The sequence below is a fragment of the Candidatus Methanoperedens sp. genome (assembly GCA_027460525.1).
Lineage (GTDB): Archaea > Halobacteriota > Methanosarcinia > Methanosarcinales > Methanoperedenaceae > Methanoperedens.
Window position 1 is genome coordinate 1 of the sequence record JAPZAS010000037.1, and the last position, 17,046, is coordinate 17,046.

Here is a 17,046-nt window from a genome sequence, read left to right on the forward strand (position 1 = left end):
GGATTTATTACTTGCACCCAAAGAATTTTGAATTAATAATTCATTTGAGTAGAACTAAGGAAACTGTATGATAATCCCGGATAAAGAAAAAGAGCATTTGAAAAAACACTTCGCAGAACTAACAGGTGATGTGGAACTCATCGTTTTCACGCAGGAACTTGAGTGCCAGTTCTGCAGGGAAGCAAGGGAGCTTGTGCTTGAGCTGGGAACGCTCTCCCCGAAAATAAAAACGAAAGTGTACGACTTTGTCAAGGACGGTGATGAAGACATAAAATACGACATAAAAAAAATCCCAGCCATTGCAATTGTCGGGAAATCGGATTACGGTATCAGGTATTACGGTGTACCTGCTGGCTATGAGTTTCCGGTGATAGTGGAAGACATTTTGGATGTTTCAAGAGGGACAACATCGTTAGCAGACAATATTAAGAAAAAGCTGGCAGAGATAAAAAAACCTGTAAATATACAGGTATTTGTTTCACCCGCATGCCCTTACTGTCCGAGAGCTGCAAGGATTGCGCATCAATTCGCAATCGAGAGCGAGTTCATAAAGTCTGACGTAGTCGAGATGACCGAGTTCCCTCACCTCGTGCAGAGATACGGTATCATGAGCACTCCGCACATCGTGATCAACGAGGATACTTTTTTCGTAGGGGCGCAACCGCCGGAGATATTTCTCGAGCAGATAGCCTTGGCGCTCAGCAAAGGATATAATCCCATGTATTCTTAGCGATAACTATCAACACCGCAAAGACGCTGAGGGCGCAAAGCCACGCAAAACACATTCTTTGCGTTCTTAGCGCCTCTGCGGTGATAATCCTACCCCTTTTTCGCCTGAATGACGAACTCGTCCGCAAAAAGATTTTTCCAGAGCTTTGCGAATCCATACCACAGGAAATTCAGTTTTTCCTTGAAAAGATAAACGCTCGGCGTAACATCAAGCCAAACAATTCTGTATCCTGCATCCTCTGCGAGCTTTATTGCAGAGTTAAGATTGTAAAACCGAAGATGCGTCCTGTCAAAAACGCCGCTTTCTGCATATTCAAACTTCCCGAAAAAAATAGTCATCCTCGAATGCCAGTTGACAATGTTGGGCACGGAATATATTAAAAAACCGCTATCTGAGAGATATTTTTTCAGGTTGGCTAATATTTTTGAGGGCTCTTTCATATGCTCAAGGACATTTCCAAGGAGGATGCAGTCAAACGCTCCATCACCAAAAGGCAGTTCTTTCGTTTCGATATCCATATTCAGCATTTCCACGCATTTGCTCTTTGCAATGGATGCCATTTTGGGCTCCTTCTCCACGCAATACACGATGCATTTTTTCCTCATCGACAAAAGATTGGCAAGCCTCCCCGAGCCGCAGCCGATTTCCAGCACTTTTGAGCCGGGCGGTATCAGCTTGAAGATTTTACAGCGTGAAGTATAGGAATCGATATACATAGCTACGCCATCTAAAGCCTTACAGACTTAAAATGTGGTCCTCTCCAGTACACCATTTTTTCAATGCTGATCTGTATAATCACATCGTTCTCCCCGAGGGGCTTGTTTTCAATTACTTCCTGGTATTTGCTTTTGAATTCCATATATATGTCATAGTATAACCGCAGCGTCTCCTCTGACAGGAAATAAATAGGTGCCTTTTCTGTTATTTTGGCTGTTCCCTGCGCCATAACGCCTTCGTTGTTGAAGGGATTCTTCGAGTCTCTTATATCGATGGTTATGCTTACATTCGGATTTTCGGATATGTTCTTGACCTTTTTTGATTTATCATTGGTGATAAAGAATATTTTCTGAGAATGCTCATCGTATACGAAGAATACGGGCGTGAGGTGCGGCTGGTCATACCTGTCGCTTGTGCAGACATAGCCGAAATAATTGCCGTACAGTATATTTCGCATCTCATCAGGGATTCTCATGGTCACACCGGCACGCTGATTTGTTTTGCCCCTCTCCAGTATATGATTTTAATGGGTTTTACCTCCACCAGTATCCTTGCTATAATGGGGGTTAGTTGCCAGGCTTTAGGCAATTCCGAAGCTGAATACTTTCTTGTATATTCGGGATATTTTTTCATGAAAAGCTTTAACGCAGCAAGCATCTGGATAAGCCGAAGCGGAATATCCAGAAGCCCATAGATTTTTACTTCGCCTGTAAATAATACAGCCTTGTTTTCATATATATTGCTCATGTCCCTTTTATCTATCAAGAAAGCCACTTTGTTGTTTTTGAGCATTATTTTTAATTTTTTTGCCTCCTTTGAGGTATTAAAAAAAATCTTCTGCCCGTCGAAAACATAGACCACAGGCGTTACGTGCGGCACGCCTTTAAAAGAAGTTCCTATGTAGGCAAAACTGGAATCTTTTACGAGATTGTATATATCGGGCGGGAGCCAGGGAACTTTCGATACTATATAGGCTGAAATCATTGAAATTAAAGATATGAAAACCATGAAAATGAGGATTATTATAACGAGAAATTTATCAATCTGAAACAATGGTATTAAAAGAAGCGAGATTATTCCGAAGAAAACATTGTTGATATCAAGCTTCCGCAGGGAGCGAAGTTCCGTATAGGGCGTATGTTCAAGTTCGGTTCTTTTTTCTGCAAGCCTTTGAAGCCTGATAGATCTCCACAGGGCGAGGATGGATGTCCAAAGCGCAAGCCCCATCCTGTAACAAATATCCCAGATCAGGAGACTGACGAACAGCAACAGTATAATGTGCGGGTTTTTTCCGATCCAGTACTCCAATAAATTCGTGCCAAAATAGAAAAGATACAGCATAAAAGGAATGAAAATCGCTAATCCCGGGATTGCCTCGTAATGCTTCCTGTGAAAAAGTATTCCCTTATACTGCTTGAGTAATTCATTTTCATCTTTACTCAGCGGCGCCCGGAATTTGCGAAGAGTGGGACCAAGCTGCAGAATCAAAAGGCTCCATAAAACCGCAACCATGATGGCAAGCGAACCGTAGAGCAGGGAAATCAGCCTCAGGTCAAAGACAAAGCCGAGTGTGAGACCGAGTATGAGGAGAAAAAACAACTGCAGGAGAATGCTGTACTGGTATGAAACAAGGGAAAAAGGCGGAATTCTTCCCACGATCTCTTCATATATCCACTTCATTTCTTTTATTTGACTGTTACCCATACACATAGGTTTGATGTGAGGCATTAATAATAAACCTCTCTAATAAATCGCTATCAGAGAACAAATCGATAATGTTATTTATGAACAATACTATTGTTAAATCCGGTGAAGGCATGAAGAAAATTAAATTAATCACAATAATGCTTATAATTTTATCATCGGTTTTACTGGGATGTGTGGGGAAGCAAGTCGGTACTCCCACTGCAACCCCAACCGCTACCGAGACGGCAAAGCCTGCGGTTGTTCCCACTACTCCCAGCCCGACACCCACGCCAACTCCAACGCCGGTACGAATACCTTCTGTGTACAAGTCTTTTGTTGATGAGTTTTATGGCTTCAAGAGGGTAATTGAAACGAACTATACGCCAATCGTGTACCAGAATCTTACACTCAATGTATATGCGGGAGATACCATGATATGGATCAACGATGCTACATCGGGCGAGATGCTTACTATTGTGAGCGAACAGAGATTATGGGATATGAACGACACAGGAGCAGTATTAAGATGGAACACTAAACAGTTCAACTACACTTTTACCATGCCAGGAACGTATGGGTTCTATATCAAGGAGTATCCCCGTTTACAGCATCAGAAGATCATCGTGAATCCATAAATAAATAGTCACGAAGAATCATTAGAATTAAATCGCAATCTTTAAGTTTAGAAGATAGGAAATATTCTTCCGTACAAACCATTTTAGTATCGAATAAAGGTGAATGAATCTAGAATTACTGCATCAGCGGTAAACAGTATCAACAGTTAGGAGGCGGTTTTATACACAAGGAAGAATTGATCCAGCTACACACACTGATGGTGCAAATGAAAAGATTTTTTGAGGAAAACGGGCAGGGAGAATTTTCCCAGTACCATTCCCTTAAGATAAGTCCAATACATGTGCATCGCAGCAAAGCCGAACACAAACACGCGATATTCGTCCTGGGTAAAGAGATTGCATCCATAATGACTCACGACGAATTCTCTGGACCAGGGAGAACCCAGGTGCGAATGCAGGAGCTTGCCACGCGTGCTGTGGATGAAATGCTGCACTAAAAACGATTTTTTCTTTTTTTAATTTTTTCTCAAAACATTTCGAAGCGTATATTAGGAACTACATTAAGAAAAGTGCATGAGGGAACAATATGGAACTCAATGGAGTACAGATAGAAGATACATTTGCGGAAGCATTTCCAATAAAGATAGCCAGAGTATTGATCACAGGTGCAACCAAGAGATGGGCAAAAGTTGCAGCCCAGGAAGCCACAGGTTTCGGGACATCTGTAATAATGTGCCCTGCAGAGGCTGGTATTGAAAAAGTGGTGAATGGAAACGAGACGCCGGACGGAAGGCCGGGTGCATACATCCAGATATGCACGTTTGGATTTAAATCTCTCGAGGAGCAGCTTTTAAAACGCCTCGGACAGTGCGTCCTGACAGCGCCAACGGCTGCGATGTGGAACGGGCTTCCAAAAGCTGAGAAGCAATTCGATACAGGATTCAAGCTAAAGTTCTTCGGGGATGGTTTTGAATCCGAGACAAGTATCGGTGGAAGGAAAGCGTATAAGATACCCATGATGCAGGGGGATTTCATTGCCGAGCACAGCATCGGGGCGCAGGACGGTATAGCTGGAGGGAATTTCTTTATAATGGCTGATAACCAGATGGCTGCCCTGGCTGCGGCTGAGAACGCGGTGGATGCGATAGCCCAGCTTGAAGGTACGATCACCCCTTTCCCGGGAGGTATAGTTGCAAGCGGCTCGAAGGTGGGCTTTACAAATTATAAATTCATGAAGGCGACCACGAACGAAAAATACTGCCCTTCTATCAAAGCAAAAATAAAAGACACGAAAGTGCCTGCTGATGTGAATGCCATATACGAAATCGTGATCAACGGCTTGAGCGTGGAAGCAATCAGTAGCTCCATGAAAGCCGGGATACAAGCTGCTGTGAAGCTCCCTGGCGTGAAAAAGATAAGCGCGGGCAATTACGGCGGCACACTCGGTCCGTACAAGTTCAACCTGAATGAGCTATTTTAAATGGGTGAATTATTTTGAAAGACGTAGTTGAAATAATCAAAACAAGGCGCAGCGTGCGTGAATATAGTGAAAAACAGGTATCTGATGAAGAGATCAAATTTCTTATCGATTGCGCAAGATACGCTCCTTCCGGTTTCAATACGCAGCCGTGGAGTTTTTTAGTGATAAAAAACAAAGACGTTATGGGGAAAATCTCGGAGCGGGGCAAGAGCTCAATGATCCCTTTACTGGAATCGATGAAAAATGCCTCCAAAAAAGCTTCCGATTTCCTTGTATTTCTAAAGACAAAAGGCACGAGTATGTTCTATAATGCCCCAGTCCTTGTGATTGTTCTCGGGAATAAAAGCGCTATGACAACCGACTGGGACTGTGCAATGGCAGCCCAGAACATGATGCTTGCAGCCCATTCTCATGGCATCGGAAGCTGCTGGATTGGAGGCGTGCTGCCCGCGCTCATGGATGAAGCGTTCTTGAAAGAACTTGGGGCGCCTGAGGGCTACAAGGCTGTTGCGCCGCTGATATTCGGGTACCCGAAGGGTAAAACCGAGGCGCCGGGAAGGGCTGAGCCTGAATTGGTCTGGTTAAGATAGTAAAGATGCCGAGGCTTCTTTCTTCAGCCCGGTCACATACTCATGCGCGAGCCTGATGGGCTCTGGAAGCTTGTGACCGCGAAGGCATTTTTTCACGATCGAAAGGGAGCTATCCAGCGAAACCCTGTGCCCTGGCGCTACCACTATCGCCCTGCTTCGTTTGGTGGATTTAAGGAGCCATCCGACTTTTTTACCTGCATAGATGAGCGGATTCGCCTCGCCAACCTGTGACGGCTCATCCCCCGTGCCGCATAGAATCTTTTTCGTAATCCCGATTGTTGGTACATCCAGCGCCACACCTACATGCGTGGCAATACCGGCGCTGCGGGGATGATTGACGCCAGCGCCGTCCACCATCAGGATGTCAGGAGGTGTTTTCAATTTTTGAAAAGCGCTCACGATAGCGGGTCCCTCTCTGAAACTCAGGAACGTGGGGATGTAGGGATAACTCAAAGGCTGGACGGAATGGACGCGCTCTACGACCTCAAGCGAATCATATTTCAGCACTATGATGCCTGAGATGATTTTATCGTCAAGGAATGACTGGTCAACTCCCGCGATTAACCGAAGCTTGCCGAAATCGTCTTCTGTTATCGCTCTCTCAGCGACAAGCTTCTGTGCGGTGAGAAGGGAGTTTCTGGATGTGTCGGAGGGGAAGAAATCAGAAATGTCTGCCATAGTTCGCAATTAATGTTTGTTATTCTTTCATAATATCATCGACGAACTATTTAAGCAAGGTTCATTATAGATTATTCACAAAACATGTATTATGGACAGAGTGGAAACCCTGTGTTCCAATTTTCCATTGTACAGCGAAGACCTAGGGATAGAGCTTACAAAGCCTTCGGGCAGGTTCAGGTGGTTTCTGGCTTCCATCCTTTTTGGGGCAAGGATAAGCGAAAAAATAGCAATGAAAACCTACAAAACTTTTGAGAATTACGGAATCCTGAGCCCTGATAAAATCATAAATGCGGGATGGGATGAACTTGTGAGGATTCTGGATGAAGGAGGGTATGTGAGATACGATTTCTCAACAGCTACGAAATTGCTGAATATAATGAAAGAACTCAAGGAAAAATACGGCTCGCTCGAGGAACTTTATGCTCATTCGAGGAACACTGAAGAGCTGAAAAGTAAGTTAATGGAATTTAAAGGGATCGGCGAGGTTACAGCCCAGATTTTCTTGAGGGAGTTAAGAGGAGTGTGGAAGATAGATGTGCCTGTATCCAGTAAAGCCGCTGAAATGGCAGAAAGGATGAACATCAATCTTGAGGGGTTTGAGGGCGAGAAACTGACGAGAGTGGAGGATGCGCTTGTGAAGCTCTATCTGAGGTACGGGAATGCAGATGAGCTTGTACGTTAATCGGTGGGCATTGAGGATGCCGACGATATTATTGAGGATTTGGGACAGGCCCTGGATAGTATTTGAAAATCTCAAGAAGGCGAGCCGATGGTTTTATTGTGCCCGGGATCCCGCGTGAGGTTTCCACATCCCGCTCCCGCAGGAAAGGGTATATATTACCTTTGCCGATAGATATGAAACCAAGAAAAGGTTGAAGTGGACATCTTGTTTGAAACATTTTCAAGAAGCTGGGAAATCACAAAATTAAGTTTCAATGTGATAAAGAAAGACAGAGAGATGTTATTGTTTCCTTTATTGGCGGGCATATTCTCGATCATATTTATTCTGGTAATGCTCTTTCCATCCATTATCACTTCATTTACGGAAGGAAGGGGTCCGGGATCTTATGGGATTACAGAGTATCTCTTGTTTTTTATAACATATCTTGGACTGGCGTTTATAGCTACTTTCTTCAATGTATGCGTTGTATACACAACCAAGATAAGATTCGAGGGAGGGAACGCTACTTTCTCGGAGAGTATAAAATTCGCCCGTTCCAAGATAGGCCTGATTTTCACCTGGAGCATTATTGTGGCGACCGTGGGACTGATCTTGAGAATAATTGATAGTCTAGCAGAGAGAGCAGGCGAATCCGGGAGAATAGTGGTGAATATTCTCACGTCCATTTTGGGAATGATGTGGAGCATAATCACTATTTTCGTAGTTCCTGCAATGGTTTATAATGACCTCAGACCGATGGAAGCAATAAAGAAATCCGTACAGACATTAAAGAAAACATGGGGAGAAAGCCTGATCAGGTATTTCGGGCTGGGTATGATTGAATTTTTATTCTTATTCCTAGGCGTAATTGTAGCGTTCATGTTATTGTTTGCCCTGGCAGTTTTAGGACCCATCGGGATAATTATAACAATAGCAATTGCCGTATTGTACTTCCTCGGCGTAATCCTCGTGTTCAGTGTGGCAAATACTGTATTTAATACTGCGTTGTATGTTTATGCAGACACAGGGAAAATCCCGGAAGGATATAGTAAGGAAATTATGCAGAATGCGTTTAAACCAGGAGGGACAGGAAATTTACGGCCCCCCGCAGATATTTAAATAACTGATTGTTGTCTTTATTTTTGGTTTTCAAGTCAAGGACTGCGCCCCAAAGTGGACGACAAGTTAAGCTATGAGCTTATCTCGATTATTGCCTGCAATAATGCATCGGTAATATGTGTTATCTCCTGAACGTACCTTGAAAAAACATCTGTGGTATGGCTCTTATCAGTGGTGGCTCTCTATAATGCGTCAGAAGTATGCGATTTATCAACCACTGCCTGCAAAAAAGCATCTGTGGTATAGTCAGTATGCTGTACTCAAATACAGATAATTTCATATATGATGACCATTAATGATTGAATGGGGTAATTACAGTAGATGTTTCAATGGAGTGATTATGAACATAGTACCTTTTAAATGGAAAATTGCAACCTTGAGAAAAATCGATCATAGAATTATAGCTGTTGTAGTTGGTTTCCTTCTATTCCTTTCGGTGTTTGAGGTCGCGGTTTCAGTTACACCAGCGGGAGCATCTTCTCTCTGCAATCCGTTGCCTCATGAACCGATCTTTATCACCAGTGACAATGATTTTAACCGCACTAATGGTGTAGTTTCGGGAACCGGGACAGCTACGGATCCCTACTTGATTAGCAATTGGCAGATCAAGAATCTCACACCTGGGTATGCGATAAAAATCGATAATTCGGAAGGAAAGATAACAAAGTTCTTCAAGATAGGCTGCATCCAATCAAACTTCGCACAGGTTCCAGCAACAGGCGCCAAGTTAATATGGCTTGTTAATATTCATACACCCACCACAATCTCGGATGTGGCAGGTAACTCACTGGATGCATTTGGGGTAAATGGAGTACAGCTAGACTTATCTGGGAATATAAGTTTGGATAGTTTAAGCCTCAACAGAATAGGAAATCATGGGGTTCTGTTGAATTCATCTGATCATATCAATATTACCCGTAGCAAGCTAAAGGCCGACGGAGATGGAGTTCTCATGCAAAACAGCCATTACATAACGATTGGTTCCCCATGTAACCTGTCCAGAGGCACTGATTGCAACGAGTTCACCTACGATGATGCAAAGGGCATTTGGATCAATAACTCTCATGATGTGTTAGTTCAATACACGATAACAAGTGCTGATGATAGTGGTGGCATTGTTATAGATGGAATTGAAAGCTATAATGTGACACTAATCAACGGCATTGCCGCCGGGAACGGTCCCATATGCAGAATGAATCCTGCAACCGGAGTCAGAGAACCAACCGGTCTTATGATAGACTTTATTTCTGGTATAGCTATCATAAATGAAGCCCACCACATCAACGTGGAGGGCTACAATATTCATGGTAATGCCCGCTACGACATTATGAATGGTGGTGATGGCAATTATATTAATCGGTGCACAGGTATTGTGACATCGATCAGTGAGACTCCGCCAGGGTGGGATATAAATCTTACCGGAAACAGTTTCAAAACTGAATTCGGTTTCTAAAATTGCCCGAAGCCCTGAAGATATATTGAGATCGCCCCATGTAGTGTCCTTTTTCCCCGAAAAAGGACATTTACAATCTTATTATGCCTAATCATACATACTGTCCAATAACATACTGCCCGTTTTTCTATTAATTTTTGCATAAAAAGAGGCCCAGAGATGATCTCCGCACCATTTCTTTTGAAATAATTTTCAAACTTCATCCGGGAAATAAACTCGTCCAAATGAAACCTTAATAATCCCAAACCCTGTATTAAGCCAAAAACGAGGACTACACATGGCTGACAAATACGAACAGGTGATCGAACTTGCCAAGCGCCGCGGTTTTCTCTGGGGCTCATTTGAGCTTTACGGCGGCACAGCAGGTTTTTATGATTACGGACCTCTCGGCGCAATGCTGAAGCGCCGCGTTGAGAATATCTGGCGTGACATATTCGTGATAAACGAAGGGTATTACGAGATAGAATCGCCCACCATCGGCATAGAAGATGTCTTTATCGCCTCAGGTCATGTCGGCGGCTTTTCCGACCCACTCACCGAATGCCAGAAGTGCCACGAAGCCTTCCGTGCAGATCATCTTGTCAAGGACGTCATGGATAATCCAGACACCCTGAGCACCGATGAGCTTTCCGAGGTCATCAATAAAAACAATACCAAATGCCCTGAATGCGGAGGCAAGCTTGGCAGGGTCTATGAGTTCAACCTCATGTTCAAAACCAGCATCGGTCCAGGTGGAAAACGTGCTGGATACCTTCGTCCGGAGACTGCGCAGGGGATGTTCGTGGATTTTCCGCGCCTCCTGAAATTCTACCGCGACCGCCTCCCATTCGGCGCAACGCAGATAGGCAAAGCCTACCGCAACGAGATATCCCCGCGCCAGGGTGTGATACGCCTTCGCGAATTTACGCAGGCAGAGGCTGAGATATTCATTGACCCCAGGGACAAGACGCATCCTAAATTCAAGGAAGTCGCTGATATTGTCCTGAACCTTTACTCGCAGGAAGGACAGGCAGCCGGGGAGTCCCGGAAGATGACCCTAGATAAAGCAGTAAAGGAAGGAATAATTGCCCATGAATTCCTCGCATACTGTCTTGCCCTGACACATAAATATCTCGTGCGAGTGGGAGTGTCGCCCGAGAAATTGAGGTTCAGGCAGCATATGAAGGATGAAATGGCGCACTATGCTGCAGACTGCTGGGATGCCGAGATACTGAGCGAACGGTTCGGATGGGTTGAAGTTGTGGGCATCGCGGACAGGACTGATTACGATTTAAAAGCACACGCAAGACAGAGCGAGACAGAGTTAACCGTGTATGTTCCTTACGACAAACCCAAAAAATTTGAGCGCTTTGCAGTCAAACCAGACATGGGGATTCTCGGTCCTAAGTTCAAAGGAAAAGCGGGAAAGATCGCAAATGCTTTAAAAGCGTTAAAATCTGAAGAATTATCGAGGGATGCAATTGAATTGACAATTGATGGTGAACAAATAAAAATAGAAAAGAATGCCGTAACGTTTGAAACCGTATGCGAAGAAGTTCATGGTGAAAATATCATACCCCATGTGATAGAGCCCTCCTTCGGGATTGACAGGATAGTATATTCCCTTCTTGAACACTCATATTTTGAAGAGGAAACTGCTGAAATTGAAGAAACTGGCGATGAAGAGGAAAAGAAGAGAATCGTATTACGCCTGCCCCCCGAAATAGCGCCTGTCCAGGCCGCCGTGCTGCCCCTTCTTACGCGCGAGGAACTCATGAAACCCGCAAACGAGATAGTCAAAAAGCTTAGAACCAAAGGAATACTCGTAGCCTTTGACGATTCTGGAACCATAGGCAGGCGGTATAGAAGAAACGATGAGATCGGCACGCCGTACTCTATAACAGTGGATTACCAGACGCTTGAGGATGGTACTGTTACAATCAGGGACAGGGATACGATGAAACAGGTGCGTGCCGGTATCAGTGATATTGCGGACGATATATACAACCTGATATACAGCGGCAAATCCTTCGAGGACGCTGGCAAAATAATATAACAATGTCTGAACTTTTGATTCACGAACTTCGAAGAAAAAGCCTTTAATGTAACAGGTTCCCTGATTCCGATTGCTTATTATTTCTTGAGTGCCGTAGACTCGAATAAAACCGAAAAAGTTAATACTTGTTAAAATACCCTTGCTAATCATGAGGAAGGTGGGGGAAAGCGATGACGCTGTATCGCCGATAATCGGAGTAACCTTGATGGTTGGGCTAACGGTGATTATGGTTTCGGTTATAGCTGTTTCGGTATTTACTTTCACAATTCCTGAGAGCGCACCGCATGCCAAGATTGTGGTGGTGGAGGCGAAAGGGGATATAGGTAGTGAGGCTCTACATAAAAATGTCGTAGTGCTGAAACATAAAGGTGGCGATGCGTTAAATGAGGACGACACTAAAATTATCATCACAGGTAAAGGATATACGTATACCTCAGGAGAAGATCCACATCTTTCGTCAGCACAGGACGTGCGAGTTATTTACAGGGATTTAGCTGGAGAAAATTGTATAATTGAATGTGATAACGAAATTGTAGAGGGTACTTCCTGGGACGCTGGTGAAACCATAACACTTTATGGGTCTGATGGAAATGATTTATATTTATATGACTGGCACAATAATGCCGATAGTAGATGGAAATTAGATTACGACACCACAGTTTCAATCACAATAATAGACACCACAACAAACGAAGTAATTGCAGTTACTCAAGCTACAGTAAAAGATGCTTAAACCCTCTCCGTGTCCTCGCTCCCGCATTGCGGACACGGTATCGGGATAAAGTTTGGGTCTGCCTCGAACTCGAAGCTGCAAACCCTGCATATAAAGAACACCGCAGACTGATTTATTTCTTCCATATTATCATCTAATATACAATATAGTCTCAGGAATCAACCCAAAAGCATACTGAAATAAGACTTATACATTTTTATATTTTTCGGTTATGAAAATATTGAGATATTTAAAAAATGATTTAATAATATTATCTCTTCAAACATATTTCTCATGTAGTTAAAAATGGATTTTTTACCACCAATCAGTCCTTCCAGGTTAGTTATAACATGCCCGCATTTGGCGCTTCTCGTTTCTTGTTTTATTTTTCTGGCTTTTCCAGTCTGACCTTCGAAAAGTTTGGCAGAATCTGAACCAAAACTTTTATATAGTTTAATTGCATTATTGCATTATTGCAACATTGCAATCAGGAAATAATGAAAACACAAGAAATTAAAACAATAACAGATCTGGTATGGGATTATTTTAATGAACATCCAGAAAAAGAACTATCGCCGGGTATGGTATTTAAAGCATTAACCAATAAACACAAAAAACTTAAAATTAATTATAGTAGCATAAATTCTGCGATAAACAGGTTTCATCTCCAAAAAATAATTTTTAGAACTTCCCGTGGGAAATATTCACTCAAACTTCCATTATCCAGGGGGCAGCTCAGGATCGATGACGTCATCAAACCCAAGGAGAATGAATGAAAAGTATAGATTTTTCGATATTTGAATTTAGTAAAAACATAGAGGTGAATTTATGAAATGCCTGAGAAACACAAACAAAAGTTGCTTTTCCAAAGTGATAACTCAGGAATATGAGGAATTCCCGGCATGCATTAAAAACCAAGACTGTAATCATATTCCAGAGAGGGAGAAGTATGAATAAAGTGACAAAAATTGGAACAAAAATATTACATAATGCATGGGGCAACGGTACGATACTCGGATGGTACAATGATAAATATGCCTTCGTGAAATTCCCATGCGGAACTCGATTAATAAATCCAAAAAAAAGGAATTAAGTACCTTCTGAACCAATCGCCGTGCAGAAAATCGCTTGCCCTAAATAATATATTCTTCCACTGTATATCAGATATCAAAACTCAAAATAAATTCTTCGTCATCCACAAAAAGCTTGGGTTTGGTGATAATGCCGTCAAGATGAATCCCAGCAATCACATCCCCGCCAAAGGTACTGTTATCCCCGAGAGCGATATGCACCGTACCTCCAACTTTCTCATCCTCAAGCACATTCCCGATTAGCTTCGCCTCGGGATTGATGCCGATACCGAATTCAGCAATATTTCGAGCTTTATCCCCGACAGCCTCCAGCATTGCATTCAGTTTCTTTGCCTGTTTACCTTTAATTCCTGTAACATACCTTTTCCTTACCGTAAATTCAAATGGAGAATCAAGAATCCCAAACCCGCTCATGGAACCATCCACCACAAAAACGCCGTTTGCATCCTTTGGCGCAATATACAGTTCGCCGGCAGGAAGATTGCTGCTGCATCCGGGTTCTTTGCAGAGCCCTGTGTCCATCATCCATTTACATCCATCGAGGTTAAATACGATATCCGTTCCCGACTGTGTAATAACCCTCACTTTACGGGAATTCTCAAGCTGTTCATTCAATCTGATGGCGATACCATTGACTTTATTATAATCAGCAATCATCCCGCCTGAATTCATCATTTTCTCCGTGATTCCAGGCATGGAAGCGATCCTTGTCCCCGCTTTGCAGGCATCAATCCTCGCCTGGGTATGGGTAAGGGAAAACGTAGTCGGGGCAATAACAACATCGGCATTCTTCATGGCTTCTGCTATCGCAAGCGGCGGCTCTTCCCCGTGCCGCGTTCTTGGAAGCATGGTAACAATCATGACATCGCAGCCTGTGTTTCTGGCAGCTTCGAATAAACTCCTTCCGATGGATAAGGGGGTTTTGGTGTCCACTACAATAAGCACGCTCTCCCCTCTTTTAACCCCGAAGCATTCCAGTACTTTTTTAGCGCCTTGAGCTATCATGTTAAACTTTTCTCGGGTCTGTAATCTCTCCATACAGAGCGCTTGCAGCCGCAGTCGCAGGAGAGGATAAATATACAAGAGCATCGGGGCTTCCCTGCCTGCCCTTGAAATTCCTGTTCGATGTGGAGAGCCCGACCTCGCCTTTGCCCAATAATCCAAACGAGCCGCCCATGCACGGCCCGCAGCACGGTGCTTCCACGATTGCGCCCGCTTCCATGAATTGCTCAACGTACCCGGCGCGAAGCGTCTTCATGTATTCAGTATGCGAGGCCGGTATAATCAATAACCGAACGCCTTTAGCCACTTTTTCGCCGTTCATTATTTTAGCCACGACTTCCATGTCGGAAAATCGCCCGTTGGTGCATGAGCCCACGAACACCTGGTTGAGTTTGATTCCCTCCACCTCTTCCACGGATTTTACATTATCAACGTTATGCGGGCAAGCCACCTGTGGCGGGAGTTTAGAGACGTCGTAGACTTTTGTTTCCACGAATGCTGCATCCTTGTCACTCTTCCAGAGAGTGTCTAATTTAAAACCTGGCACCCTTTCTTTGAGGTATTTTTCTGTAATCCCGTCCGCTTCCACAATGCCGGCTTTTCCTCCCATCTCAATAGCCATGTTGCACATGGTCATCCTTCCCGGGATGTCCATACCTTTGACCACGGAACCGCAGAATTCAGCGGTCTTATACCGTGCACCTTCTGCGCCCACGTCACCGATGAGATAGAGTATGACGTCTTTGGGATAAACGCATCTTGGAAGCTTTCCGGTAAGCTCGAATCTCATTGTCTCAGGCACTTTGAACCAGAGTTTTCCTGTAGCAAAAACAAAAGCCATGTCTGTGCTTCCTATGCCGGTGGAGAAGGCGCCGAGTGCTCCGTAGGAGCATGTATGGGAATCCGAGCCCACGATGAGGTCGCCCGGTCGGACATGCCCCTTTTCAGGCATCACCTGGTGGCACACGCCCTCAAAAACATCATAATTCAGGATTCCCTGCTCCTGTGCGAACTGGCGCAGGAAAATGTGATTGGCGGCGGCATTTAGAGAATCTGCCGGCACCTGGTGGTCGAAAAGAATAATAATCTTGCTCGGGTCCCACACCTTCTGCGTTTTTTTGCCTTTTATTATTTCCCTGAAGCCCTCAACCGCAAGTGGTCCTGTGATGTCATGGGTCATGGCGCAGTCTATGTTTGCGAGGACAAAGTCGCCTGCCTTCACCTTTTTGCCGCATGCTTTTGAGAATATCTTTTCTGAAACGGTTTGTGCCATGAAGCCTTATTGAGAGCGTGGAATTATTTAATGCTGTCGAATCTGAAGATCAGTTTTTGAATTCAAAATCCTCAATAATTATTAGAAGCTTTATAGAAATACGTTAACCGAGGCTGCTCGCAATCGTGAAGTTGTACTCAGCCGGCTGATAGCCTTGAACCAGCAACCGCAGGATTACATTGGTACTGTTGATGAAATGGCTCATGTCATTTGAAAACTGATAACCGCTGCCCTGCTGTTCAAGAACGAACGATTTTTCCTCAAGAACCTGCCCATCGCTTACGATCTGCGCTGTTATGGAAAGGGGGTTGGTTATCTCGTTAGTGATTTGGGCTTTCACCCTTTGAAGCGAATAATTTCCAGGTCCCCAGTTTGCAGGGTTTATCATCCGTGCATCCACGTAAAGAAAGCCTCGGGGCAGTTCTCCTATAGTCGGAAGTGGCGTAGGTGTCTGGGGTATTACTGGAGATACTATAATAGTGCCGGTTAGATTTTTGTTCTCTTTAAGGTAGAAGCTATAAGTTCCAGGCGTTTTGAATACGTATCGGTACCCTGCGTAATACGGCAATACCTGGGCGACAAAAAGTCCGTCGCCGCTTATGAGCGTAACGGTTTCTGTATCATAATCGCTCCAGAGGATTTCATCACCCGGCTGGATGGTCTGCGTAGCGGGACTAAAACCTCTCTGGCTGTCCAATTTTATCAGAATACTTTTTCCTGTAGGGGTGACCCCGGGAAGCATGGTTGCAGTTGCCGATGGCGCGGCGGTTGCGGTTACTGCCGGGGTTGTTGTGGGCGGCGGTGTTGGAGTCGGTGTAGCCTGCGGGCCTCCGACGCATCCCGAAAAGAGGGCTGCCAGAAGAATGACTATCAGTATGGTAGATATTGATTTCATAACACCGCTAAGTGAAATACGTTAAGATAAAACTGTCGATTTGTTTTTGCTCAACCGTTGCAGACGGCGCAAAGAGAGAAAAGTATTATAAAAGATAAAATTATCTTATTGCCTATGAACGAGAAGAAAGGTACCTTATGTGGAAGGCTCTTTAAACTACCCTTATCAGAGAAAGAAAAAAAGAAAATAAGAAGTCTCTCGAGCAATTTTGGTGTTGAGACAAGCGAAGAAGAAATCGATCTAATAGTATACGGTGCCTCGAGAAATGAGTGAGGTTCTTCCTTTCACGCAGGCTCAATTACTATTTTCTTTTCCCTGACTGCCGCTTTACCGCGGCGCCTTCTTT

Annotated in this window: 20 protein-coding genes; 13 read left to right on the plus strand and 7 right to left on the minus strand. The window is 44.0% G+C overall.

Annotated features, from left to right (window positions below):
* Positions 1-67: 67 nt before the first annotated feature.
* Positions 68-730 (plus strand): thioredoxin family protein, encoded by a 663-nt coding sequence (locus O8C68_13740; protein MCZ7396855.1) that lies wholly within the window; start codon positions 68-70, stop codon positions 728-730.
* Positions 731-819: 89 nt separating this feature from the next.
* On the opposite strand, the gene O8C68_13745 is transcribed toward O8C68_13740, so the two are convergent.
* From O8C68_13745 to O8C68_13755, 3 genes are read right to left on the minus strand one after another with little or no spacing between them, the layout of a single operon-like run.
* Positions 820-1,446, minus strand: a complete 627-nt coding sequence (locus O8C68_13745) for a class I SAM-dependent methyltransferase (protein ID MCZ7396856.1) — start codon at positions 1,444-1,446, stop codon at positions 820-822.
* Between the two features lie 11 nt (positions 1,447-1,457).
* Positions 1,458-1,922, minus strand: a complete 465-nt coding sequence (locus O8C68_13750) for a pyridoxamine 5'-phosphate oxidase family protein (protein ID MCZ7396857.1) — start codon at positions 1,920-1,922, stop codon at positions 1,458-1,460.
* Positions 1,923-1,924: 2 nt separating this feature from the next.
* Positions 1,925-3,127, minus strand: a complete 1,203-nt coding sequence (locus O8C68_13755) for a pyridoxamine 5'-phosphate oxidase family protein (protein ID MCZ7396858.1) — start codon at positions 3,125-3,127, stop codon at positions 1,925-1,927.
* Between the two features lie 137 nt (positions 3,128-3,264).
* On the opposite strand from O8C68_13755, the gene O8C68_13760 reads away from it, so the two are divergent.
* From O8C68_13760 to O8C68_13775, 4 genes are all read left to right on the plus strand, one after another.
* Positions 3,265-3,768 carry a hypothetical protein gene (locus O8C68_13760; GenBank protein MCZ7396859.1) on the plus strand — a complete coding sequence of 168 codons (504 nt, stop codon included), beginning with the start codon at positions 3,265-3,267 and terminating at the stop codon, positions 3,766-3,768.
* Between the two features lie 161 nt (positions 3,769-3,929).
* Positions 3,930-4,205 carry a UPF0058 family protein gene (locus tag O8C68_13765; protein MCZ7396860.1) on the plus strand — a complete coding sequence of 92 codons (276 nt, stop codon included), beginning with the start codon at positions 3,930-3,932 and terminating at the stop codon, positions 4,203-4,205.
* 89 nt (positions 4,206-4,294) lie between these two features.
* On the plus strand, positions 4,295-5,188 hold the full coding sequence (fhcD, locus tag O8C68_13770; GenBank protein ID MCZ7396861.1) for a formylmethanofuran--tetrahydromethanopterin N-formyltransferase: 894 nt from the start codon (positions 4,295-4,297) through the stop codon (positions 5,186-5,188).
* Between the two features lie 14 nt (positions 5,189-5,202).
* Positions 5,203-5,778, plus strand: a complete 576-nt coding sequence (locus tag O8C68_13775) for a nitroreductase family protein (GenBank protein MCZ7396862.1) — start codon at positions 5,203-5,205, stop codon at positions 5,776-5,778.
* Here O8C68_13775 and O8C68_13780 read toward each other — a convergent pair.
* A complete protein-coding gene (locus tag O8C68_13780; protein MCZ7396863.1) occupies positions 5,770-6,456 on the minus strand; it encodes an endonuclease V in 687 nt (228 codons plus the stop codon). The two genes, O8C68_13775 and O8C68_13780, sit on opposite strands and share 9 nt — an antisense overlap.
* 91 nt (positions 6,457-6,547) lie before the next feature.
* On the opposite strand from O8C68_13780, the gene O8C68_13785 reads away from it, so the two are divergent.
* From O8C68_13785 to O8C68_13815, 7 genes are all read left to right on the plus strand, one after another.
* Positions 6,548-7,141 (plus strand): hypothetical protein, encoded by a 594-nt coding sequence (locus tag O8C68_13785; protein ID MCZ7396864.1) that lies wholly within the window; start codon positions 6,548-6,550, stop codon positions 7,139-7,141.
* 204 nt (positions 7,142-7,345) lie between these two features.
* Entirely contained in the window at positions 7,346-8,239 is an 894-nt protein-coding gene (locus tag O8C68_13790; protein MCZ7396865.1) for a DUF6159 family protein, read from the plus strand.
* 340 nt (positions 8,240-8,579) lie between these two features.
* Complete coding sequence (locus tag O8C68_13795) at positions 8,580-9,692, plus strand: hypothetical protein (GenBank protein MCZ7396866.1); 1,113 nt, start codon at positions 8,580-8,582, stop codon at positions 9,690-9,692.
* A gap of 277 nt (positions 9,693-9,969) precedes the next feature.
* The gene (gene glyS / locus O8C68_13800) at positions 9,970-11,727 is read left to right on the plus strand and encodes a glycine--tRNA ligase (protein ID MCZ7396867.1); all 1,758 of its coding nucleotides are present in this window, start codon (positions 9,970-9,972) and stop codon (positions 11,725-11,727) included.
* A 148-nt stretch (positions 11,728-11,875) separates the two neighbouring features.
* The gene (locus O8C68_13805; GenBank protein ID MCZ7396868.1) at positions 11,876-12,460 is read left to right on the plus strand and encodes a type IV pilin N-terminal domain-containing protein; all 585 of its coding nucleotides are present in this window, start codon (positions 11,876-11,878) and stop codon (positions 12,458-12,460) included.
* Between the two features lie 476 nt (positions 12,461-12,936).
* Entirely contained in the window at positions 12,937-13,215 is a 279-nt protein-coding gene (locus tag O8C68_13810; protein ID MCZ7396869.1) for a hypothetical protein, read from the plus strand.
* A 173-nt stretch (positions 13,216-13,388) separates the two neighbouring features.
* Positions 13,389-13,532 carry a hypothetical protein gene (locus tag O8C68_13815; protein ID MCZ7396870.1) on the plus strand — a complete coding sequence of 48 codons (144 nt, stop codon included), beginning with the start codon at positions 13,389-13,391 and terminating at the stop codon, positions 13,530-13,532.
* A gap of 67 nt (positions 13,533-13,599) precedes the next feature.
* Here the strand turns inward: O8C68_13815 and O8C68_13820 are convergent, their stop codons facing one another.
* From O8C68_13820 to O8C68_13830, 3 genes are all read right to left on the minus strand, one after another.
* Entirely contained in the window at positions 13,600-14,535 is a 936-nt protein-coding gene (locus tag O8C68_13820) for an aminopeptidase (protein MCZ7396871.1), read from the minus strand.
* Position 14,536: 1 nt separating this feature from the next.
* Entirely contained in the window at positions 14,537-15,805 is a 1,269-nt protein-coding gene (locus tag O8C68_13825) for a 3-isopropylmalate dehydratase large subunit (protein MCZ7396872.1), read from the minus strand.
* A gap of 103 nt (positions 15,806-15,908) precedes the next feature.
* A complete protein-coding gene (locus O8C68_13830) occupies positions 15,909-16,700 on the minus strand; it encodes a hypothetical protein (GenBank protein ID MCZ7396873.1) in 792 nt (263 codons plus the stop codon).
* Between the two features lie 114 nt (positions 16,701-16,814).
* Here O8C68_13830 and O8C68_13835 point away from each other — a divergent pair, with 114 nt between their 5' ends.
* On the plus strand, positions 16,815-16,973 hold the full coding sequence (locus tag O8C68_13835; protein MCZ7396874.1) for a hypothetical protein: 159 nt from the start codon (positions 16,815-16,817) through the stop codon (positions 16,971-16,973).
* Positions 16,974-17,046: the final 73 nt, after the last annotated feature.

What these genes read in the sequence shown, in the direction of transcription:
- fhcD (MCZ7396861.1), top strand. Translation starts at nt 4,295, where the DNA reads ATGGAACTCAATGGAGTACAGATAGAAGATACATTTGCGGAAGCATTT.
- O8C68_13780 (MCZ7396863.1), bottom strand. Translation starts at nt 6,456, where the DNA reads ATGGCAGACATTTCTGATTTCTTCCCCTCCGACACATCCAGAAACTCC.
- O8C68_13815 (MCZ7396870.1), top strand. Translation starts at nt 13,389, where the DNA reads ATGAATAAAGTGACAAAAATTGGAACAAAAATATTACATAATGCATGG.
- O8C68_13835 (MCZ7396874.1), top strand. Translation starts at nt 16,815, where the DNA reads ATGAACGAGAAGAAAGGTACCTTATGTGGAAGGCTCTTTAAACTACCC.
- O8C68_13785 (MCZ7396864.1), top strand. Translation starts at nt 6,548, where the DNA reads ATGGACAGAGTGGAAACCCTGTGTTCCAATTTTCCATTGTACAGCGAA.
- O8C68_13745 (MCZ7396856.1), bottom strand. Translation starts at nt 1,446, where the DNA reads ATGTATATCGATTCCTATACTTCACGCTGTAAAATCTTCAAGCTGATA.
- O8C68_13750 (MCZ7396857.1), bottom strand. Translation starts at nt 1,922, where the DNA reads ATGAGAATCCCTGATGAGATGCGAAATATACTGTACGGCAATTATTTC.
- O8C68_13795 (MCZ7396866.1), top strand. Translation starts at nt 8,580, where the DNA reads ATGAACATAGTACCTTTTAAATGGAAAATTGCAACCTTGAGAAAAATC.
- O8C68_13740 (MCZ7396855.1), top strand. Translation starts at nt 68, where the DNA reads ATGATAATCCCGGATAAAGAAAAAGAGCATTTGAAAAAACACTTCGCA.
- O8C68_13820 (MCZ7396871.1), bottom strand. Translation starts at nt 14,535, where the DNA reads ATGATAGCTCAAGGCGCTAAAAAAGTACTGGAATGCTTCGGGGTTAAA.
- O8C68_13805 (MCZ7396868.1), top strand. Translation starts at nt 11,876, where the DNA reads ATGAGGAAGGTGGGGGAAAGCGATGACGCTGTATCGCCGATAATCGGA.
- glyS (MCZ7396867.1), top strand. Translation starts at nt 9,970, where the DNA reads ATGGCTGACAAATACGAACAGGTGATCGAACTTGCCAAGCGCCGCGGT.
- O8C68_13810 (MCZ7396869.1), top strand. Translation starts at nt 12,937, where the DNA reads ATGAAAACACAAGAAATTAAAACAATAACAGATCTGGTATGGGATTAT.
- O8C68_13755 (MCZ7396858.1), bottom strand. Translation starts at nt 3,127, where the DNA reads ATGAAGTGGATATATGAAGAGATCGTGGGAAGAATTCCGCCTTTTTCC.
- O8C68_13830 (MCZ7396873.1), bottom strand. Translation starts at nt 16,700, where the DNA reads ATGAAATCAATATCTACCATACTGATAGTCATTCTTCTGGCAGCCCTC.
- O8C68_13825 (MCZ7396872.1), bottom strand. Translation starts at nt 15,805, where the DNA reads ATGGCACAAACCGTTTCAGAAAAGATATTCTCAAAAGCATGCGGCAAA.
- O8C68_13760 (MCZ7396859.1), top strand. Translation starts at nt 3,265, where the DNA reads ATGAAGAAAATTAAATTAATCACAATAATGCTTATAATTTTATCATCG.